This window comes from Dongshaea marina (assembly GCF_003072645.1).
Taxonomy (GTDB): domain Bacteria; phylum Pseudomonadota; class Gammaproteobacteria; order Enterobacterales; family Aeromonadaceae; genus Dongshaea; species Dongshaea marina.
The window spans coordinates 4,093,785-4,106,849 of record NZ_CP028897.1 but is presented as its reverse complement, the minus strand read 5'-3'; the positions used below and the strand labels follow the sequence as shown (position 1 = coordinate 4,106,849).

Annotated in this window: 16 protein-coding genes; 11 read left to right on the top strand and 5 right to left on the bottom strand. The window is 52.0% G+C overall.

What is annotated here, in order from left to right:
* Positions 1 to 281 precede the first annotated feature (281 nt).
* The gene (locus DB847_RS19220; protein ID WP_108652151.1) at positions 282 to 848 is read right to left on the bottom strand and encodes a GNAT family N-acetyltransferase; all 567 of its coding nucleotides are present in this window, start codon (positions 846 to 848) and stop codon (positions 282 to 284) included.
* Positions 849 to 959: 111 nt separating this feature from the next.
* On the opposite strand from DB847_RS19220, the gene DB847_RS19215 reads away from it, so the two are divergent.
* The 4 genes from DB847_RS19215 (at position 960) to DB847_RS19205 (ending at position 3,366) form a co-directional block, all read left to right on the top strand.
* Positions 960 to 1,532 (top strand): substrate-binding periplasmic protein, encoded by a 573-nt coding sequence (locus DB847_RS19215; RefSeq protein WP_159084754.1) that lies wholly within the window; start codon positions 960 to 962, stop codon positions 1,530 to 1,532.
* A 23-nt stretch (positions 1,533 to 1,555) separates the two neighbouring features.
* Entirely contained in the window at positions 1,556 to 1,714 is a 159-nt protein-coding gene (locus tag DB847_RS24540) for a hypothetical protein (RefSeq protein ID WP_159084753.1), read from the top strand.
* Positions 1,715 to 1,819: 105 nt separating this feature from the next.
* A complete protein-coding gene (locus DB847_RS19210) occupies positions 1,820 to 2,599 on the top strand; it encodes a substrate-binding periplasmic protein (RefSeq protein WP_159084752.1) in 780 nt (259 codons plus the stop codon).
* Positions 2,600 to 2,619: 20 nt separating this feature from the next.
* Positions 2,620 to 3,366: a substrate-binding periplasmic protein gene (locus DB847_RS19205; RefSeq protein WP_108652148.1), complete on the top strand. Its 747-nt coding sequence runs from the start codon at positions 2,620 to 2,622 to the stop codon at positions 3,364 to 3,366.
* Positions 3,367 to 3,472: 106 nt separating this feature from the next.
* On the opposite strand, the gene thiQ is transcribed toward DB847_RS19205, so the two are convergent.
* From thiQ to thiB, 3 genes are read right to left on the bottom strand one after another with little or no spacing between them, the layout of a single operon-like run.
* Positions 3,473 to 4,180 carry a thiamine ABC transporter ATP-binding protein gene (thiQ, locus tag DB847_RS19200; RefSeq protein ID WP_108652147.1) on the bottom strand — a complete coding sequence of 236 codons (708 nt, stop codon included), beginning with the start codon at positions 4,178 to 4,180 and terminating at the stop codon, positions 3,473 to 3,475.
* Entirely contained in the window at positions 4,164 to 5,768 is a 1,605-nt protein-coding gene (thiP, locus tag DB847_RS19195; RefSeq protein ID WP_108652146.1) for a thiamine/thiamine pyrophosphate ABC transporter permease, read from the bottom strand. Before thiP ends, thiQ begins: the two co-directional genes overlap by 17 nt.
* Positions 5,765 to 6,733: a thiamine ABC transporter substrate binding subunit gene (thiB, locus tag DB847_RS19190; protein ID WP_234418641.1), complete on the bottom strand. Its 969-nt coding sequence runs from the start codon at positions 6,731 to 6,733 to the stop codon at positions 5,765 to 5,767. Before thiB ends, thiP begins: the two co-directional genes overlap by 4 nt.
* A 215-nt stretch (positions 6,734 to 6,948) precedes the next feature.
* Between thiB and DB847_RS19185 the strand changes: the two genes are divergently transcribed.
* The 5 genes from DB847_RS19185 (at position 6,949) to DB847_RS19165 (ending at position 10,353) form a co-directional block, all read left to right on the top strand.
* Entirely contained in the window at positions 6,949 to 7,242 is a 294-nt protein-coding gene (locus DB847_RS19185; protein WP_108652145.1) for a PilZ domain-containing protein, read from the top strand.
* Positions 7,243 to 7,336: 94 nt separating this feature from the next.
* Positions 7,337 to 7,492 (top strand): hypothetical protein, encoded by a 156-nt coding sequence (locus DB847_RS19180; protein ID WP_108652144.1) that lies wholly within the window; start codon positions 7,337 to 7,339, stop codon positions 7,490 to 7,492.
* Positions 7,493 to 7,624: 132 nt separating this feature from the next.
* Positions 7,625 to 9,349, top strand: a complete 1,725-nt coding sequence (locus tag DB847_RS19175; RefSeq protein ID WP_108652143.1) for an ABC transporter ATP-binding protein/permease — start codon at positions 7,625 to 7,627, stop codon at positions 9,347 to 9,349.
* Positions 9,350 to 9,525: 176 nt separating this feature from the next.
* Positions 9,526 to 9,744: an envelope stress response protein PspG gene (locus tag DB847_RS19170; protein WP_108652142.1), complete on the top strand. Its 219-nt coding sequence runs from the start codon at positions 9,526 to 9,528 to the stop codon at positions 9,742 to 9,744.
* 156 nt (positions 9,745 to 9,900) lie between these two features.
* Positions 9,901 to 10,353 (top strand): CBS domain-containing protein, encoded by a 453-nt coding sequence (locus tag DB847_RS19165; protein WP_108652141.1) that lies wholly within the window; start codon positions 9,901 to 9,903, stop codon positions 10,351 to 10,353.
* Positions 10,354 to 10,415: 62 nt separating this feature from the next.
* On the opposite strand, the gene DB847_RS19160 is transcribed toward DB847_RS19165, so the two are convergent.
* Positions 10,416 to 10,796: a YgiW/YdeI family stress tolerance OB fold protein gene (locus tag DB847_RS19160; RefSeq protein WP_108652140.1), complete on the bottom strand. Its 381-nt coding sequence runs from the start codon at positions 10,794 to 10,796 to the stop codon at positions 10,416 to 10,418.
* A gap of 224 nt (positions 10,797 to 11,020) precedes the next feature.
* Between DB847_RS19160 and qseB the strand changes: the two genes are divergently transcribed.
* Positions 11,021 to 11,683, top strand: a complete 663-nt coding sequence (gene qseB / locus DB847_RS19155; protein WP_108652139.1) for a quorum sensing response regulator transcription factor QseB — start codon at positions 11,021 to 11,023, stop codon at positions 11,681 to 11,683.
* Positions 11,680 to 13,044: a quorum sensing histidine kinase QseC gene (gene qseC / locus DB847_RS19150; protein ID WP_108652138.1), complete on the top strand. Its 1,365-nt coding sequence runs from the start codon at positions 11,680 to 11,682 to the stop codon at positions 13,042 to 13,044. Before qseB ends, qseC begins: the two co-directional genes overlap by 4 nt.
* The last annotated feature ends 21 nt before the right edge of the window (positions 13,045 to 13,065 follow it).

Below are 13,065 nucleotides of genomic sequence, written 5' to 3'. Positions count from 1 at the left end.
CCATAATTTCACCTCTGTATATGTTTTTTTTATCTTTTATTAAATGCAGTGGCATAATTTGACGTTAATAATATTTTCATAAGTCGCTGGAATAAAAACTAAGGATTCCGGGAGCCAGTGATATTCGTATCCCCCCGGTAGCTCACCAGATAGCAAAACTTGGCCTGTACCATTAGAAGGGAGGACACCAGTTGCTGATGTTTAGGGCTGCCATGACCGGCACACCATAAATCCCAATAAGCGATTTGTAGCATGGCCCATAAGAGCTGCGAGTGTGGTTCTCAGCTCTTATGGGCAGGGTTGATAAGCGAGGTCAATACATGATCCTGCCAGCGACCATTAATCTTCAGGTAAGACTTTGCGTACCCTTCTTTGACAAAGCCAAGGCGCTTGAGGAGCACTGCGCTTCGCTGGTTGGTTGGGATGTAGTTGGCCATGATCCGGTGCAGTTGGTAACGCTCAAACAGGTATTCGATGGCAGCCGTTGCGACCTCATACATGATCCCCTTGCCCTGATGGCTGGCTGCCACTGAGTATCCAAGATGACAAGCCTGAAAGACCCCATACACTATATTACTGAAATTACAGGTCGCAATGACCTGGCTTTCATCCGGGGTCAGGGCCGTGAGTGGCAGGAGGCTGCCCTCGGCATACTGCTGATTGGTGTTGAGGAGAAATTGAGTCCAGAATCCAAGGTTCATCGCCTGTGGCGGCTTTCTTGGCTCCCATGGAGAAAGGTGCCTTTGGTTCTCAATGAAGTAGCGTTGGCGCAAAATGGCTTGCTCAGGGGCGAGCACCCGGATCAGGGTTCTTTTGGTACGGATCTCTACAGGTATCGGTTTAGCCATAAGCTCTCCTTCATACTCTCTTTCTAGGTTATCAACTTCCCCTGTTCTGAGAAACCTTCGAAATTGGACTTTTCATATACACTTAAGGCAGATGGACAGGGAGGCTCAACCGTGAAGTATCTTTTACTCATATGCGTCATCGCACTCTTATCATCAAGCCCATCTCAGGCCAATAACCTGGATAAATTAGGCTATATCACAGAGCAGTATGCGCCCTTTAACTATGTGGATGAGAAGGGCGACACCCGGGGACTCGCGGTTGATATTCTCAGAAAAGTCTGGGGTAAACTCGGAGTTAAACAGCAGGATATTCGGGTACTTCCCTGGGCAAGGGGCTACTACCTGACACTGCAAAAGCCCAATACCGTCCTTTTTTCAACTACTCGCATCGACTCAAGAGAGAGCCTGTTTAAATGGGCCTGTCCTATCGCTTATCTGCGGGTTGTCCTGGTCGCCAAAAAATCCGCCGATATATCCCTTGAGAGCCTGGATGATCTGAGTAAATACCGCTTGGTTGCCGTCAGGGCCGATGTTGGTGAGCAGATGCTTCTGGAAAGAGGAGTGGATGACACCAAGATTCACTTGGCTAACCAGCTCGATAACGCATTCAAGATGCTCGAGCGGGATCGCATGGATCTGTTGTCGGGGGGGAGGTTGCAATTTTTAGCCGAATCAAGGAGTTAGGGAGTAATCCAGAGGACTATGAAGTGAAGTGGACCCTGGAGTCTAATCCATTGTGCTATGCCTTTAACCGCAACATGGATGATGAAACAATTCGGATCTTTCAAAAAGCCCTCAACGATGTTCAGGGTGATCGCCAGTTTATTCATAAACTACTGCAAAAATATGGACTACTTCACAGTTGAAGACACAACCAGGTCTCTGAAGTTAGTCTGAGTTCCTGTTTTGCCGTTTGAGCTTTGTGATTTCATATACACTTAATTAAAAGCAAACGGGAAAGGAGTCCTGTTGTGAGGCAACGACTGCAGCTGCTGCTATTGGCGGGATTACTTGCGATTACTTTTGGTATTCAGGGCGCAGCTCTTACCCCTTCTGAGGAGTTGGTCCGGCTGAGTTACTTCTCCGAGCAGGCACACCCCTTTAATTTCAAAGATGAAAAAGGTAACCCTGCCGGAATTTCAGTGGATATTTTACAGAAGGTCTGGGATAAGCTCGGTATAGAGCCCCAACCGATTGAGTTTATGCCCTGGGCCCGGGGTTACTACCTGCTTTTGCAAAAACCTGAAACCATGCTGTTTGCCACCAACCGAATTGAGTCCCGGGAGAAGCTGTTTAAGTGGGCCTGTCCCATTTTCTTTCAACGCCTGGTTTTGGTTGGACTCAAATCCGATGGTATCAAGCTTCACAGCCTCAAGGATGCCATGAAGTATCGGGTGGCCGCCTTGCGTTCCGATGTGGGAGAGCAGGTTCTGCTACAAAATGGTTTTGGTGATCTGCAGATCCACGCCGTCAATAAGCTTGGAAATGCCCTCAAACTGCTCTCGCGCAACCGCACCGATCTGGTTTCGGGGAGTGAGCCCTTCATCATCTCAACCCTGCACGATCTCGGGTTGGATGCGAACCGGTTTGAGGTCAAGTGGACCCTGAGTTCAGAGCAGATGTGTTTTGCATTTAACCGCAGTGTGAGTGATGAGGCTGTGGAGGCCTTTCAGTTTGCACTGAACCAGGTTCACGCCAACTCCAGGGTCTATATGAAAATCTTGCAAAAATATGGATTACTCGCCCCCTGAGGGCGTTTAAGGAGAGCGAAATGAGAGGACTGTTTTGGATCATGCTATGTAGTTGCCTTGGGAGTTTTTCGCTCCAGGCGGCGACCCAACATAAGCTCGAATACATCACAGAACAGTATCCCCCCTATAACTATGTTGAGCAGGGTGAGCTCAAGGGAATTGCGGTTGATATATTGCATCTGGTTTGGCAACGTCTGGGGCAACCCAAACAGGCGATACGCTTTCTTCCCTGGGATAGAGGCTATTACCTGGCGTTGCAGAAAAAGCATACGGTATTGTTCTCTACGACCCGCATCAAGTCCCGGGAGACTCTGTTTAAATGGGCCTGTCCCATAGGTTTTATGGAGGTGGTGATCCTTGGGTATCGCAAGGATGGCATTGAGCTCAAGCAGCTTGATGATGCCAAAAATTACCGTCTGATGGTTGCCAAGTCCGATGTCGGAGAGCAAAAAATGTTGTTGTCCGGCTTCAATGATGTCGATCTGGAAAGTGTCGACAGTAATCGCAAGATGGCCGAAGCCTTGATCCAGGATAAAACGGATCTGCTGGTCGGAGGCAGGGTACCCCTGTTAACCAGTTTGCAGGAGTTGGGGAAAAAAGCCGATGACTTTGAGGTGAAGTGGGTCGTGACCAGTAACCCTTTGTGCTTTGCCTTTAATCGTGATACCGACCCACAGCGAGTTGCCAATTTTCAAAAGGCATTGAATGAGGTGCTGGCCGATCTGGTGCAGATGCAGACCATCCTGAAAAAATACGGTCAGTGGTAGTTGTCTTAGGGGAGAGTTTTTGGCTCACCGTTTGTGACATCTACAGAGCGAGCCCCCGAAATGCCGCCGAGCTTGGCTTGGCGGCATTCTTGTGCCTTTTAACCTGCTACTTAGAGTCTGGCTGTCCCAGGTAATCACGGATCTCCTGGCTTGGAGGATTATCCAAAAGTGAGACCGGGCCCTGACAATGGCTCTTACCCAGGATGATAAATAGCAGTTCATCGGCAACCACTTTTGCATCTTCGGGATGGTGAGTCACCATCAGCACAGTGAGCCGGTGCTCCCGGGCCAGCTGCCTTACCAGGCGCAGCATCTCTGAGCGCAGTGAAGGGTCCAGGGCACTGAAAGGCTCATCCAGTAACAGCAAGGGCTTGTTGCGCAGCAGGGAGCGTGCCAGTGCGACCCGTTGTTGCTGTCCCCCGGAGAGCTGTTGTGGGTATTTATCTAGCTGCTCCATGAGCCCTGTCATCCGGGCGACCTCCTCCAGACGCTTTTTTTGCGCGGAAGTGAGTCTCATCCCCGGGTGGATCCCAAGCGCCAGGTTGTCTCGAACCTTGAGGTGCAAAAAGAGGTTTTTTTGCTGAAACAGTGAGGTGACCGGTCGGTTAGCCGGAGCCGATAGCAGTAGATCCTCTCCACAAAACTCGATTGCACCATGCTCAGGAGTTAAAAAGCCTGCGATGAGATCCAGCAGGGTTGATTTACCTGCGCCACTGGGCCCCAGCAGGCAGAGGATCTGCCCGGTATTTACACTGAGATCAAACTTAAACTGCACAGAGCCGTGATGGTAAGTCAGGTTACGAATCTCGAGCATTCTGCCCTCCCAAGCCTTTTTCGACGCACCAGAAGATGAAAAAGCACAGCAGTAACAGAATAAGGGCTGTCGCCGCACCATGTTGAGTTTGGTAGCTCCCAAGCTGCAGGTACAGCAGGTAGGGAAGCGTTTGTAGTTGATCGCTACCAAACATAGCGATCGCTCCCAGATCGCCAACCGATAGGATCATGCCCAGTGACAGGGCGATTGCAATCGGGCGCCTTAACTGGTGCCACTCGATCACTCTTAACCGCCTCAGGCCTGTGATCCCGAGGCTATCACAAAGTTTGTCATAGTTTTGTACCAGTAACTGCATCGGCGTGTTGAGGGTTCGCAGAGTATAGGGAAGAGCCATCAGAGCGTTCACCAGGATCACCAGGTAGAATCCGACACCAAAGACATCAAGCCAGGGCATCAGCAGAATAAACAGCCCGGTACTCAGGACCACTCCCGGCAGCACCAAAATGATTGATCCACAGCTTTCTAGGAGGGTTGCCGGCAACCTGCACTGCATCCGGATCCTCAGGTGGCGGGTTGTAAGCAGCATCAGCACCGCCAGTAGCAGTGACAGTAGCCCTGAGCTAACGGCAATCTTTAAAGAGGTCCAGCAGGCCTGCCAAAGCACCGGGTGCATCAGATCCTTCACAAGCTGAAGATTCAGCCCGGAGATAACAATCGCCAGCAGGGGAGGCAGGTAGATGAGAATGCCAAGCAGGATCAGCAGGCTATCGCAGAACTTGGAGCTGAGAGTGTGGCGGTCGGGTCTTAACTGACTAGAGTAGCTGTCTGCAGAGGAGGGCAGAGGCTTATTAAACCACTGATTTACCAGGAGTACGACGCAGGTGAGGGCCAGCTGAATCAACGCTAGCTGACCGGCACTCTGCAGGTCAAAGTTGTAGCGAAGGGCCTGAAAAATGGCCACCTCCAGCGTCGTACTGGCCGGGCCGCCACCCAATGCCATCACGGTGGCAAAACTGGTAAAGCACAACATAAATACCAGGCTTATCAGCCCACACAGCTGTGAGCGCATCGCCGGCCACTCCAGCAGGCGGAAAATCATTCCTGAACTCATTCCCAGCTGACTGGCAAGGCGCCAGTTATTACTGGGAATCGATTCGATCCCCTGTAGGAGCATCCGGGTACACAGTGGCATGTTGAAAAAAACGTGAGCCAGCAGGATCCCCTGCAGTCCGTACAGGCTTCCCCAGCGGGGCAGCTGTAGTAACTCCAGTAGCTGGTTGAGCCACCCATCATGGCCATAGACATTGACGATACCATATACGGCCACGATCACCGGCAGCACCAGAGACAGGCCAAACAGTCGAAGTAGCAAGGATCGCCCGGGAAAAGAGCGGCGGGCCAGGGCCCGGGCGATGGGGATCGCCAGTATCAGGCTCAGCAGAGTCGACAGGGTAGCCTGTTTGAGGCTGAAAACTATCACATGAATGATATAGGGATCACTCAGTGTCATCGACAGTGAGCTATCTGAGCTCTGAAGTAACAGCGCACCTAAGGGAGCGATAGCTCCCGAAAGGATCAGCAAGGTGGCGACCGTTGCCGGCAGCCACCATAGGGGTCTGTGCTTCATTGAGTAACGGCGCTACGCCACTGTCGAACCCAGGCCTGGCGGTTTTTAGCAACCTCTTGTGGTGAGTAGCTCAGAGCTTTGGCCGGGACAGGAAGCTGGTTAAACGCCTTGGGCAGCTTGACCCTGGTGACCGGGTACATCCAGTTGCCGGTCGGGATCCGCTCCTGGAAAGCGGGCGTCAACATGAAGCGCAGAAAGTCTTTGGCGAGCTCCGGGTTTGGCGCATTCTTGAGCCGGGCCGCGACCTCAATCTGCATATAGTGACCCTCTTTAAAATCGGCTGCCTGGTAGGTGTCGGTATGCTCCATCATGATGTGATAGGCCGGAGATGTGGTGTAGCTCAGCACCATATCCGACTCGCCTTTGAGAAACATCCCATAAGCATCACTCCAGCTCTTGGGGACAGTGATGGTTTTTTGCGCCAGCTGCTGCCAGGCCTGGCTTGCCTTATCGCCATAGACCTTGTGGATCCACAGTAACAGGCCCAGCCCGGGAGTGCTGGTACGGGGATCCTCATAGATGATCTTGATATCTTTTCGCTCGACCAGCTCTTTCAGGCTCCGGGGCGGGTTCTTTAGTTTTTGCTGGTTATAGACAAAGGCAAAATAACCATAGTCGTAAGGAATGAAGCTAGTGTTGTTCCAACCACCGGGCACACTCAGCTTGCTAAGGTTGATATCATTGCTGGCAAAAAGCCCGGTCTTTTCAGCCGCGCTGATGAGATTGTTATCCAGACCCAGCACAATATCGGCTCTGCTGTGTTTTCCCTCCAGACGCAGCCGGTTGAGCAGGCTGACCCCATCATCTAGGCCAACCAGTTTGACTTTGCAGTGGTACTTTTGTTCAAACGCCTTGGCGATGGCAGGCCCCAGTTCAGGGGTGGAGCTAAAAGCGCTATAGGTGTAGATGGTCAGGGTTTTAGCTGGCGCGGCATGAACCGAGCTTGCGACAAGGAGTATCGCCATAAAGGATAATAATTTTTTCACATCTTTTCCCCATAGTGGATGAGTGAGCCATCTTCGAGGCGCTGAAGTCTGCTCCAGCCCCTTCAAATATTGCCTCCATGGCGCGTGGCATCAAGGATGATTCAAGTTTGAGAAACGGCGCACATTGTATTAACGTTTGGTAACGAACACCAGTTTTCGACACCAGATATTGGCGTCAGGGAATGATAGATCTTATGGAAAACAATCATGATGAACGGCGACAGTTTCGTCGCATGGTAATTAACTCTCCGCTACAGATTATCGGCCAGACCCACAGAGTGACAGGGGTTTGCCGGGATCTCAGTGCCCACGGGATGGGGATAGAACTCTCTGAGCCCCTGTTTACAGTGGGGGAGCTCATCAAGGTCAACCTGGCAACGGCCAGCAACCGGCTTCCTCCTTTTCTTGCCGAGGCTCGGGTGATCCGGGCTAAGACCGTTGATGGTGCTTATCACCTGGCGGTTGAATTTGTCGAAGATGAGGGGTGAAATTAGTCAAGATAGTTGCACTTTTGGGGCTGCGATCTGAGTTATTTTCTGCCATGATTATGGGTGCAAGGTAATTTTTTGGGAGGTGAGAACTATGCGCTTTACAAACGAAGTCGGCGAAGTTATGAACCTGGCTGATGATCTGACCCTGAAAGAGTTACTGGACATGGGGGTGAGTGTATCCGTGTCTGAAGAATTGGATCCGGACCATCAGATCTGGCTTGCCGAGCCAGACGACGACCAAGAATAACCGAACGCCCCGTACGGGGCGTTTTTGATCCTGCAGCCTACCCACTTCTGCCGCCCTCCAGGCAGACGCTTCAGTCTGCGCTCAGTTTTATTCTGGATAATTATTCTTTTTTAACCGGAGAGTAGCTCACGGATGAATCAACAGTCTCAATCTAGTTCTTTCGTCAAGTCGGTTTGGCGGCTTACCTATCCCTATTGGCGCAGCGAGGAGTGGCTCAAGGCCTGGAGCCTGTTGATTATCGTGATCGCTCTGGATCTGCTGTTGATCTATATTTCGGTGAAGATCAACGCCTGGAACCGGGATATGTTTAACGTATTCCAGAACTATCAAAAGGAGCAGTTCTGGCCCCTCGTGAAATTCTTCTGCATTCTTGCTGCAATTTTTATCGTGGCAGCGGTTTGTAAAATATATCTGCAGATGGCGCTGAAGATTAACTGGCGCCGCTGGATGACTCACCAGTATTTTGATCGTTGGCTCGGCAAGAAGGCTTACTATCAGCTGGAGCTTAACCGAAACCAGACCGACAACCCGGATCAGCGGATCAGCGAAGATATCAATATGTTTACCGATAACACCCTGGATCTGAGCCTGGGCCTGTTGAGTAACATAGTGAACCTCTTCGCCTTTGTCACCATTTTGTGGGGGTTGTCAAACACGGTCACGGTCACCTTTTTTGGTCCCGGGGTACATATTCCGGGCTTTCTGGTGTGGGCGGCTCTTATCTATGCAATCCTTGGTAGTGTACTGACCCATTTTGTCGGTCGGCCGCTGATAAAACTCAACTTTCGCCAGCAGCACTATGAGGCGGATTTTCGCTTCTCCATGGTCCGCCTGCGGGAGAATGCCGAGAGTGTCGCCCTCTATGATGGTGAAAGCGCCGAGAAAAAGCGCTTAGGCAAGCGCTTTACCCAGGTCTGGCAAAACTATTGGCGGATCATGCGTTGGCAGAAAAACCTGACCGCTTTTACCGCGGGTTACCATCAGGCCGCTGTTCTTTTTCCACTGTTGGTGGCGGCGCCAAGCTACTTTGCCAAGCAGATCAAGCTGGGTGGATTTATGCAGATCCTCAACGCCTTTGGCCAGGTGCAGAGCTCATTAAGCTGGTTTGTCGATGCCTATGCCGCGCTTGCGGCCTGGAAGGCAACCACGGATCGTCTGCTGAGCTTTAACCAGGGAATGGATATGGCCTTTGAGAAGATGGTGAAGCAGAGCCATCTTCGCTACCAGCGAGGTGATGCCTGTACTCTCAAGGAAGTTGAGGTCCAGTTGCCAGGAGGCTCTGTGCTTCTTAACCGCTCTAACCTGGAGCTGACACCGGGTGAGCACCTGCTGGTTTCCGGGGCATCGGGGACCGGTAAGAGTACTCTGTTCCGGGTGCTGGCCGGGATCTGGCCCTTTGGGGATGGGGAGGTGACCCGCCCTGAATCTGTGCTGTTTGTGCCGCAGCGTCCCTATCTGCCGATCGGCCCCCTGCGTGATGCACTGCTCTACCCCGGCTTCTCCGGAGCTGTCAGTGATGAGAAGCTTCAGGAGCTTTTGAGTCTCTGTCACCTTGAGCATTTCAGGGGAGCCCTGGACGAGGTACAGCATTGGGCCCAGGTGATGTCACCGGGTGAGCAGCAGCGACTCTCTTTTGCAAGGGCCCTGCTGCAGAGGCCGCGCTGGCTTTTCCTCGATGAGGCAACCTCAGCCATTGATGAGCAGACCGAGCAGCTTCTGTATCAGCTGTTGCTTGAGGAGCTTGAAGAGACCACGATCGTGAGTATTGCTCACCGCTCGACCCTGGCACATTTCCATCAGCAGCGATTGAATCTGCAGCAGGGGCAGTTGGTGATGAGTCCGATTGGAGCAATATAAAGCTAATTTCGCCAATTAAAGTGGCTACTTTAGCCACTATTGGATATGAGGGGTGGGCATAGCGGGTGCTCACCCCTTGTTTTATAAGAAAAAATGCTTTTGGTATGGATCTTGAGTATTGTAGGGCAGTTTTCTTTGCGGGCTGAGGTCGCAGCTCGCTTTTCTGGAGTTAGATCATGTTCGAATTTTTAATCTTGTGTGTGGTGCTCATAGGCATGGCTATCGCTGGCTTTACCCTGGTGAGCATGCTGTTGGTGGCGGCGCTGTTTGTGTTTGTGCTCTTTTTGGTTGGGATGCTGGCGGTCTTTATTAAGCTATTTCCAATCCTGGCTGTGGTGTTGCTCTTGTGCTGGCTATGGAGCCGCAGTCGGGCTCGCCGCCGGGAGTCCATATAAGTTTTTGAGCACTTTTGGCGATACAAAAGTATTACCAATCACAATAGAGAAGTGATCAGCTATCGCATAGTGTATTAGCTGCTAAATCGATGAGGTGGCAGGCAAGGGGCTCAGGAGTGTACTAAATTTTGGTTAAAGCCTTGTCTGGAGTGAAAAATGCGCCTTGCTGATATCATGACGACCCGCCTGGTCTGTGTTTCCATGGACGATCGTCTTGAGGTGGTCCGGGATATTTTCGAACAGGCACCGTTTCGCCACCTGCTGGTGGTGGATGAGCATGAGCTGATGGGGATCATCTCAGACCGGGACATGATGAAGGCGGTCAGCCCCTATTTAAATACCATTGCCGAGCTTCCCCGGGATCGGGAGACTCTCACCAAGCGGGCGCATCAGATCATGCAGCGTAATCCCATCACCGCATCCCCCTCAATGACGATTCCCGAGGCCTCGCGAATCTTGCTGAAGTACAAGATCTCCTGCCTGCCGGTGCTCGAAGCGGGGCGCCTGGTTGGGATCATCTCCTGGAAAGATTTGCTCTCGGCGGCGATTGGCGACCGTGACCCTATCCCGGAGCGGGAGTCATTTGGAGGCGACACGGAAAAAGACTGAATTTAGATTGAAAAGAGACAGCAAGGCCGGATTCATATCCGGCCTTGCTGTCTCTGGTGTGCTTAGGAGATCTTCTGCAGCTGTTTCACTTCAACTTCCACTGAGTTCCAGTCTTTATCGATCTCTCCCTGGATCTTCACCGTATCCTTCGGGGTAACGGTCTGGCCTTCCCAGCGCTTGTGATCGATTTCGACATTAATGGTTCCTGTGTTATCACGGAAGATATAGTCATCACTTCCGACCCGCTTTTCAATCTTCCCCTGCAGGGTGACCCAGGTGTCATCACTTTGGGTCTTAGCCTTGTCTACAGTGGTCAGGGTATCTGCTGCTCCGACAAATCCACCCTTAGTCGTTGCATGTTTAGATGAGTCAACAAAGCCACTGGCAAAAGCGGATGCACTACAGATAGTCAGGATTGCGGTCAGGGCTGCTACTTTTTTCATAATCATCTTCCTCAGTCAGACTCGGTTGCAGCTTAAGAGGTGCTGCGCCTTGTTTCAGGATTGATTAAAGCAAACAGATCTTAAGGAGTTCTTAAGGGAGCCGGTGGGATGACTATTTTTTTCAAAAATGGCTAACTGACTGGATTGCAGCGTTTTTATTCTGTACAACATGCCTGAATTGCCATTAGATATGGCTTATCTGGAAATAAATAAAGGAACCGGTCATGCGAATTTTATTGATTGAAGATGATGCCCTGATCGGTGATGGCATCAGGGCCGGACTGGTTAAGATGGGATTTAGCGTGGACTGGTTCAGCGACGGTAAGCAGGGGTATATGGCGTTAGATGCGGCTCCTTACGATGCTGTGGTCCTGGATCTGAGCCTTCCGGGTATGGATGGGCTGGAGATACTGAAAAAGTGGCGCCAGGCCGGGCGCAATGAGCTGGTACTGATCCTGACCGCCCGTGATGCCCTGGAGCAGCGGGTCGATGGACTGCAGCTCGGGGCCGATGATTATCTGTGTAAGCCTTTTGCATTGATAGAGGTAGCTGCCAGGCTGCAGGCACTGATCCGCCGCCGCCATGGCCAGGCGCAAAATACCCTGAGTCATGCCGGGTTGGAGCTGGATCCTGCCCGGCTAACCGCCAGTTTCAACGGGGAGCCTCTCACCCTCAAGCCCAAGGAGTTTGCCCTGTTGGAGCTGTTACTGCGCCACAGTGGCCGGGTGCTACCCAAGGCTCAGATCGAAGAGAAGCTCTATAACTGGGATGAGGAGGTCTCCAGTAATGCGGTGGAGGTTCATATTCATCACCTCAGACGCAAGCTAGGGAAAGAGTTTATCCGCACTGTGCATGGGATAGGCTATACCCTGGGAGAGCCATCATGAGCTGGCTTTACCTGAATCAAAGCCTGCGAGTTCGCCTGATCCTCGGTTTTACCCTGCTGGCACTTTTGACCTGGGGGGCCGCAAGCCTGCTGGCCTGGTACCAGGCACGAGACACCATCAATGAGATGTTTGATACCCAGCAGATGCTATTTGCCAAGCGCCTGGTGACGCTGAACCTGGCGCAGCTCGACAGGGGGACAAAGGAGCTTCCCAAAACCAAGCGACTAGTGAAGCATCACCGGGGAGATCTGGATGATGATGCGCTGGCGTTCGCTATCTACACCACGGACGGCAAGATGGTACTTAACGATGGCGAAAACGGCGCGGATCTCAAATATGATTATCGGCGAGATGGTTTCACCGACGGTCATCGCCGTGGCGATGATGATCTGTGGCGCTTGGTGTGGCTGACCTCTAAGGATCATAAACATAGGGTGGTTGTGGGCCAGGAGTGGGAGTATCGCAATGATATGGCCCTGGATACGGTCAAGGCCCAGCTCTTGCCATGGTTGATCGCCCTGCCCGTGATGCTCCTGCTACTATTTCTGCTACTCAGTCGTGAGCTGGCGCCTCTCAGGCGACTGGCAAAACGCCTCAAGCAGCGCCAGCCTGATGATGATTCAGAGCTTTCCGTGCAGGCTATCCCTTCGGAGGTTAAGCCGATTGTGGCATCTCTCAATAGTTTATTTCACCGCACCAAAGAGATGCTCAACCGGGAGCGACGCTTCACTTCGGATGCTGCCCATGAACTGCGCAGTCCACTGGCGGCACTGAAGGTTCAGACCGAAGTGGTGCAGTTGGCTGAGGATGATAAAAAGATGCGTGAAAATGCCCTTAAGAACCTGAGCCTTGGAATCGATCGGGCCACCCGCCTGGTGGATCAGCTATTGACCATGTCCAGGCTGGACTCTCTGTATGGATTGGAGGATGTCGAGTCGGTGAACCTCAAAGAGATCCTACAAAGTGCGGTGATGGATCACTACCATAAGGCACAATCAACTGGGGTTGAGCTGATCCTGGATGTGCAGCAGGAGCCTGAGCCGCGGATGGGGCAGCCGCTGTTGCTGGCCCTGTTGGCGCGGAATCTTCTGGATAATGCGATCCGCTACGGTGTTGGTGCAACTCAAATCAGGGTCACCATTGGGGATAGAGGGTTTAGCGTTGCCGACAATGGCTGTGGTGTGGAGCAGGAGTTTATTGAGCGCATCGCCGAGCGTTTTTTTCGTCCTCCGGGGCAGGAAAAAGCGGGTAGTGGCCTTGGGCTCTCAATTGTGCAACGCATAGCTGCTCTGCATGGGATGAAAGCCAACTTTTATAACCAGCGGCAGGGTGGATTCAGAGTCGATATTCTCTGGAGCTGAGTAAGGCGCTAAGGCCCGTTG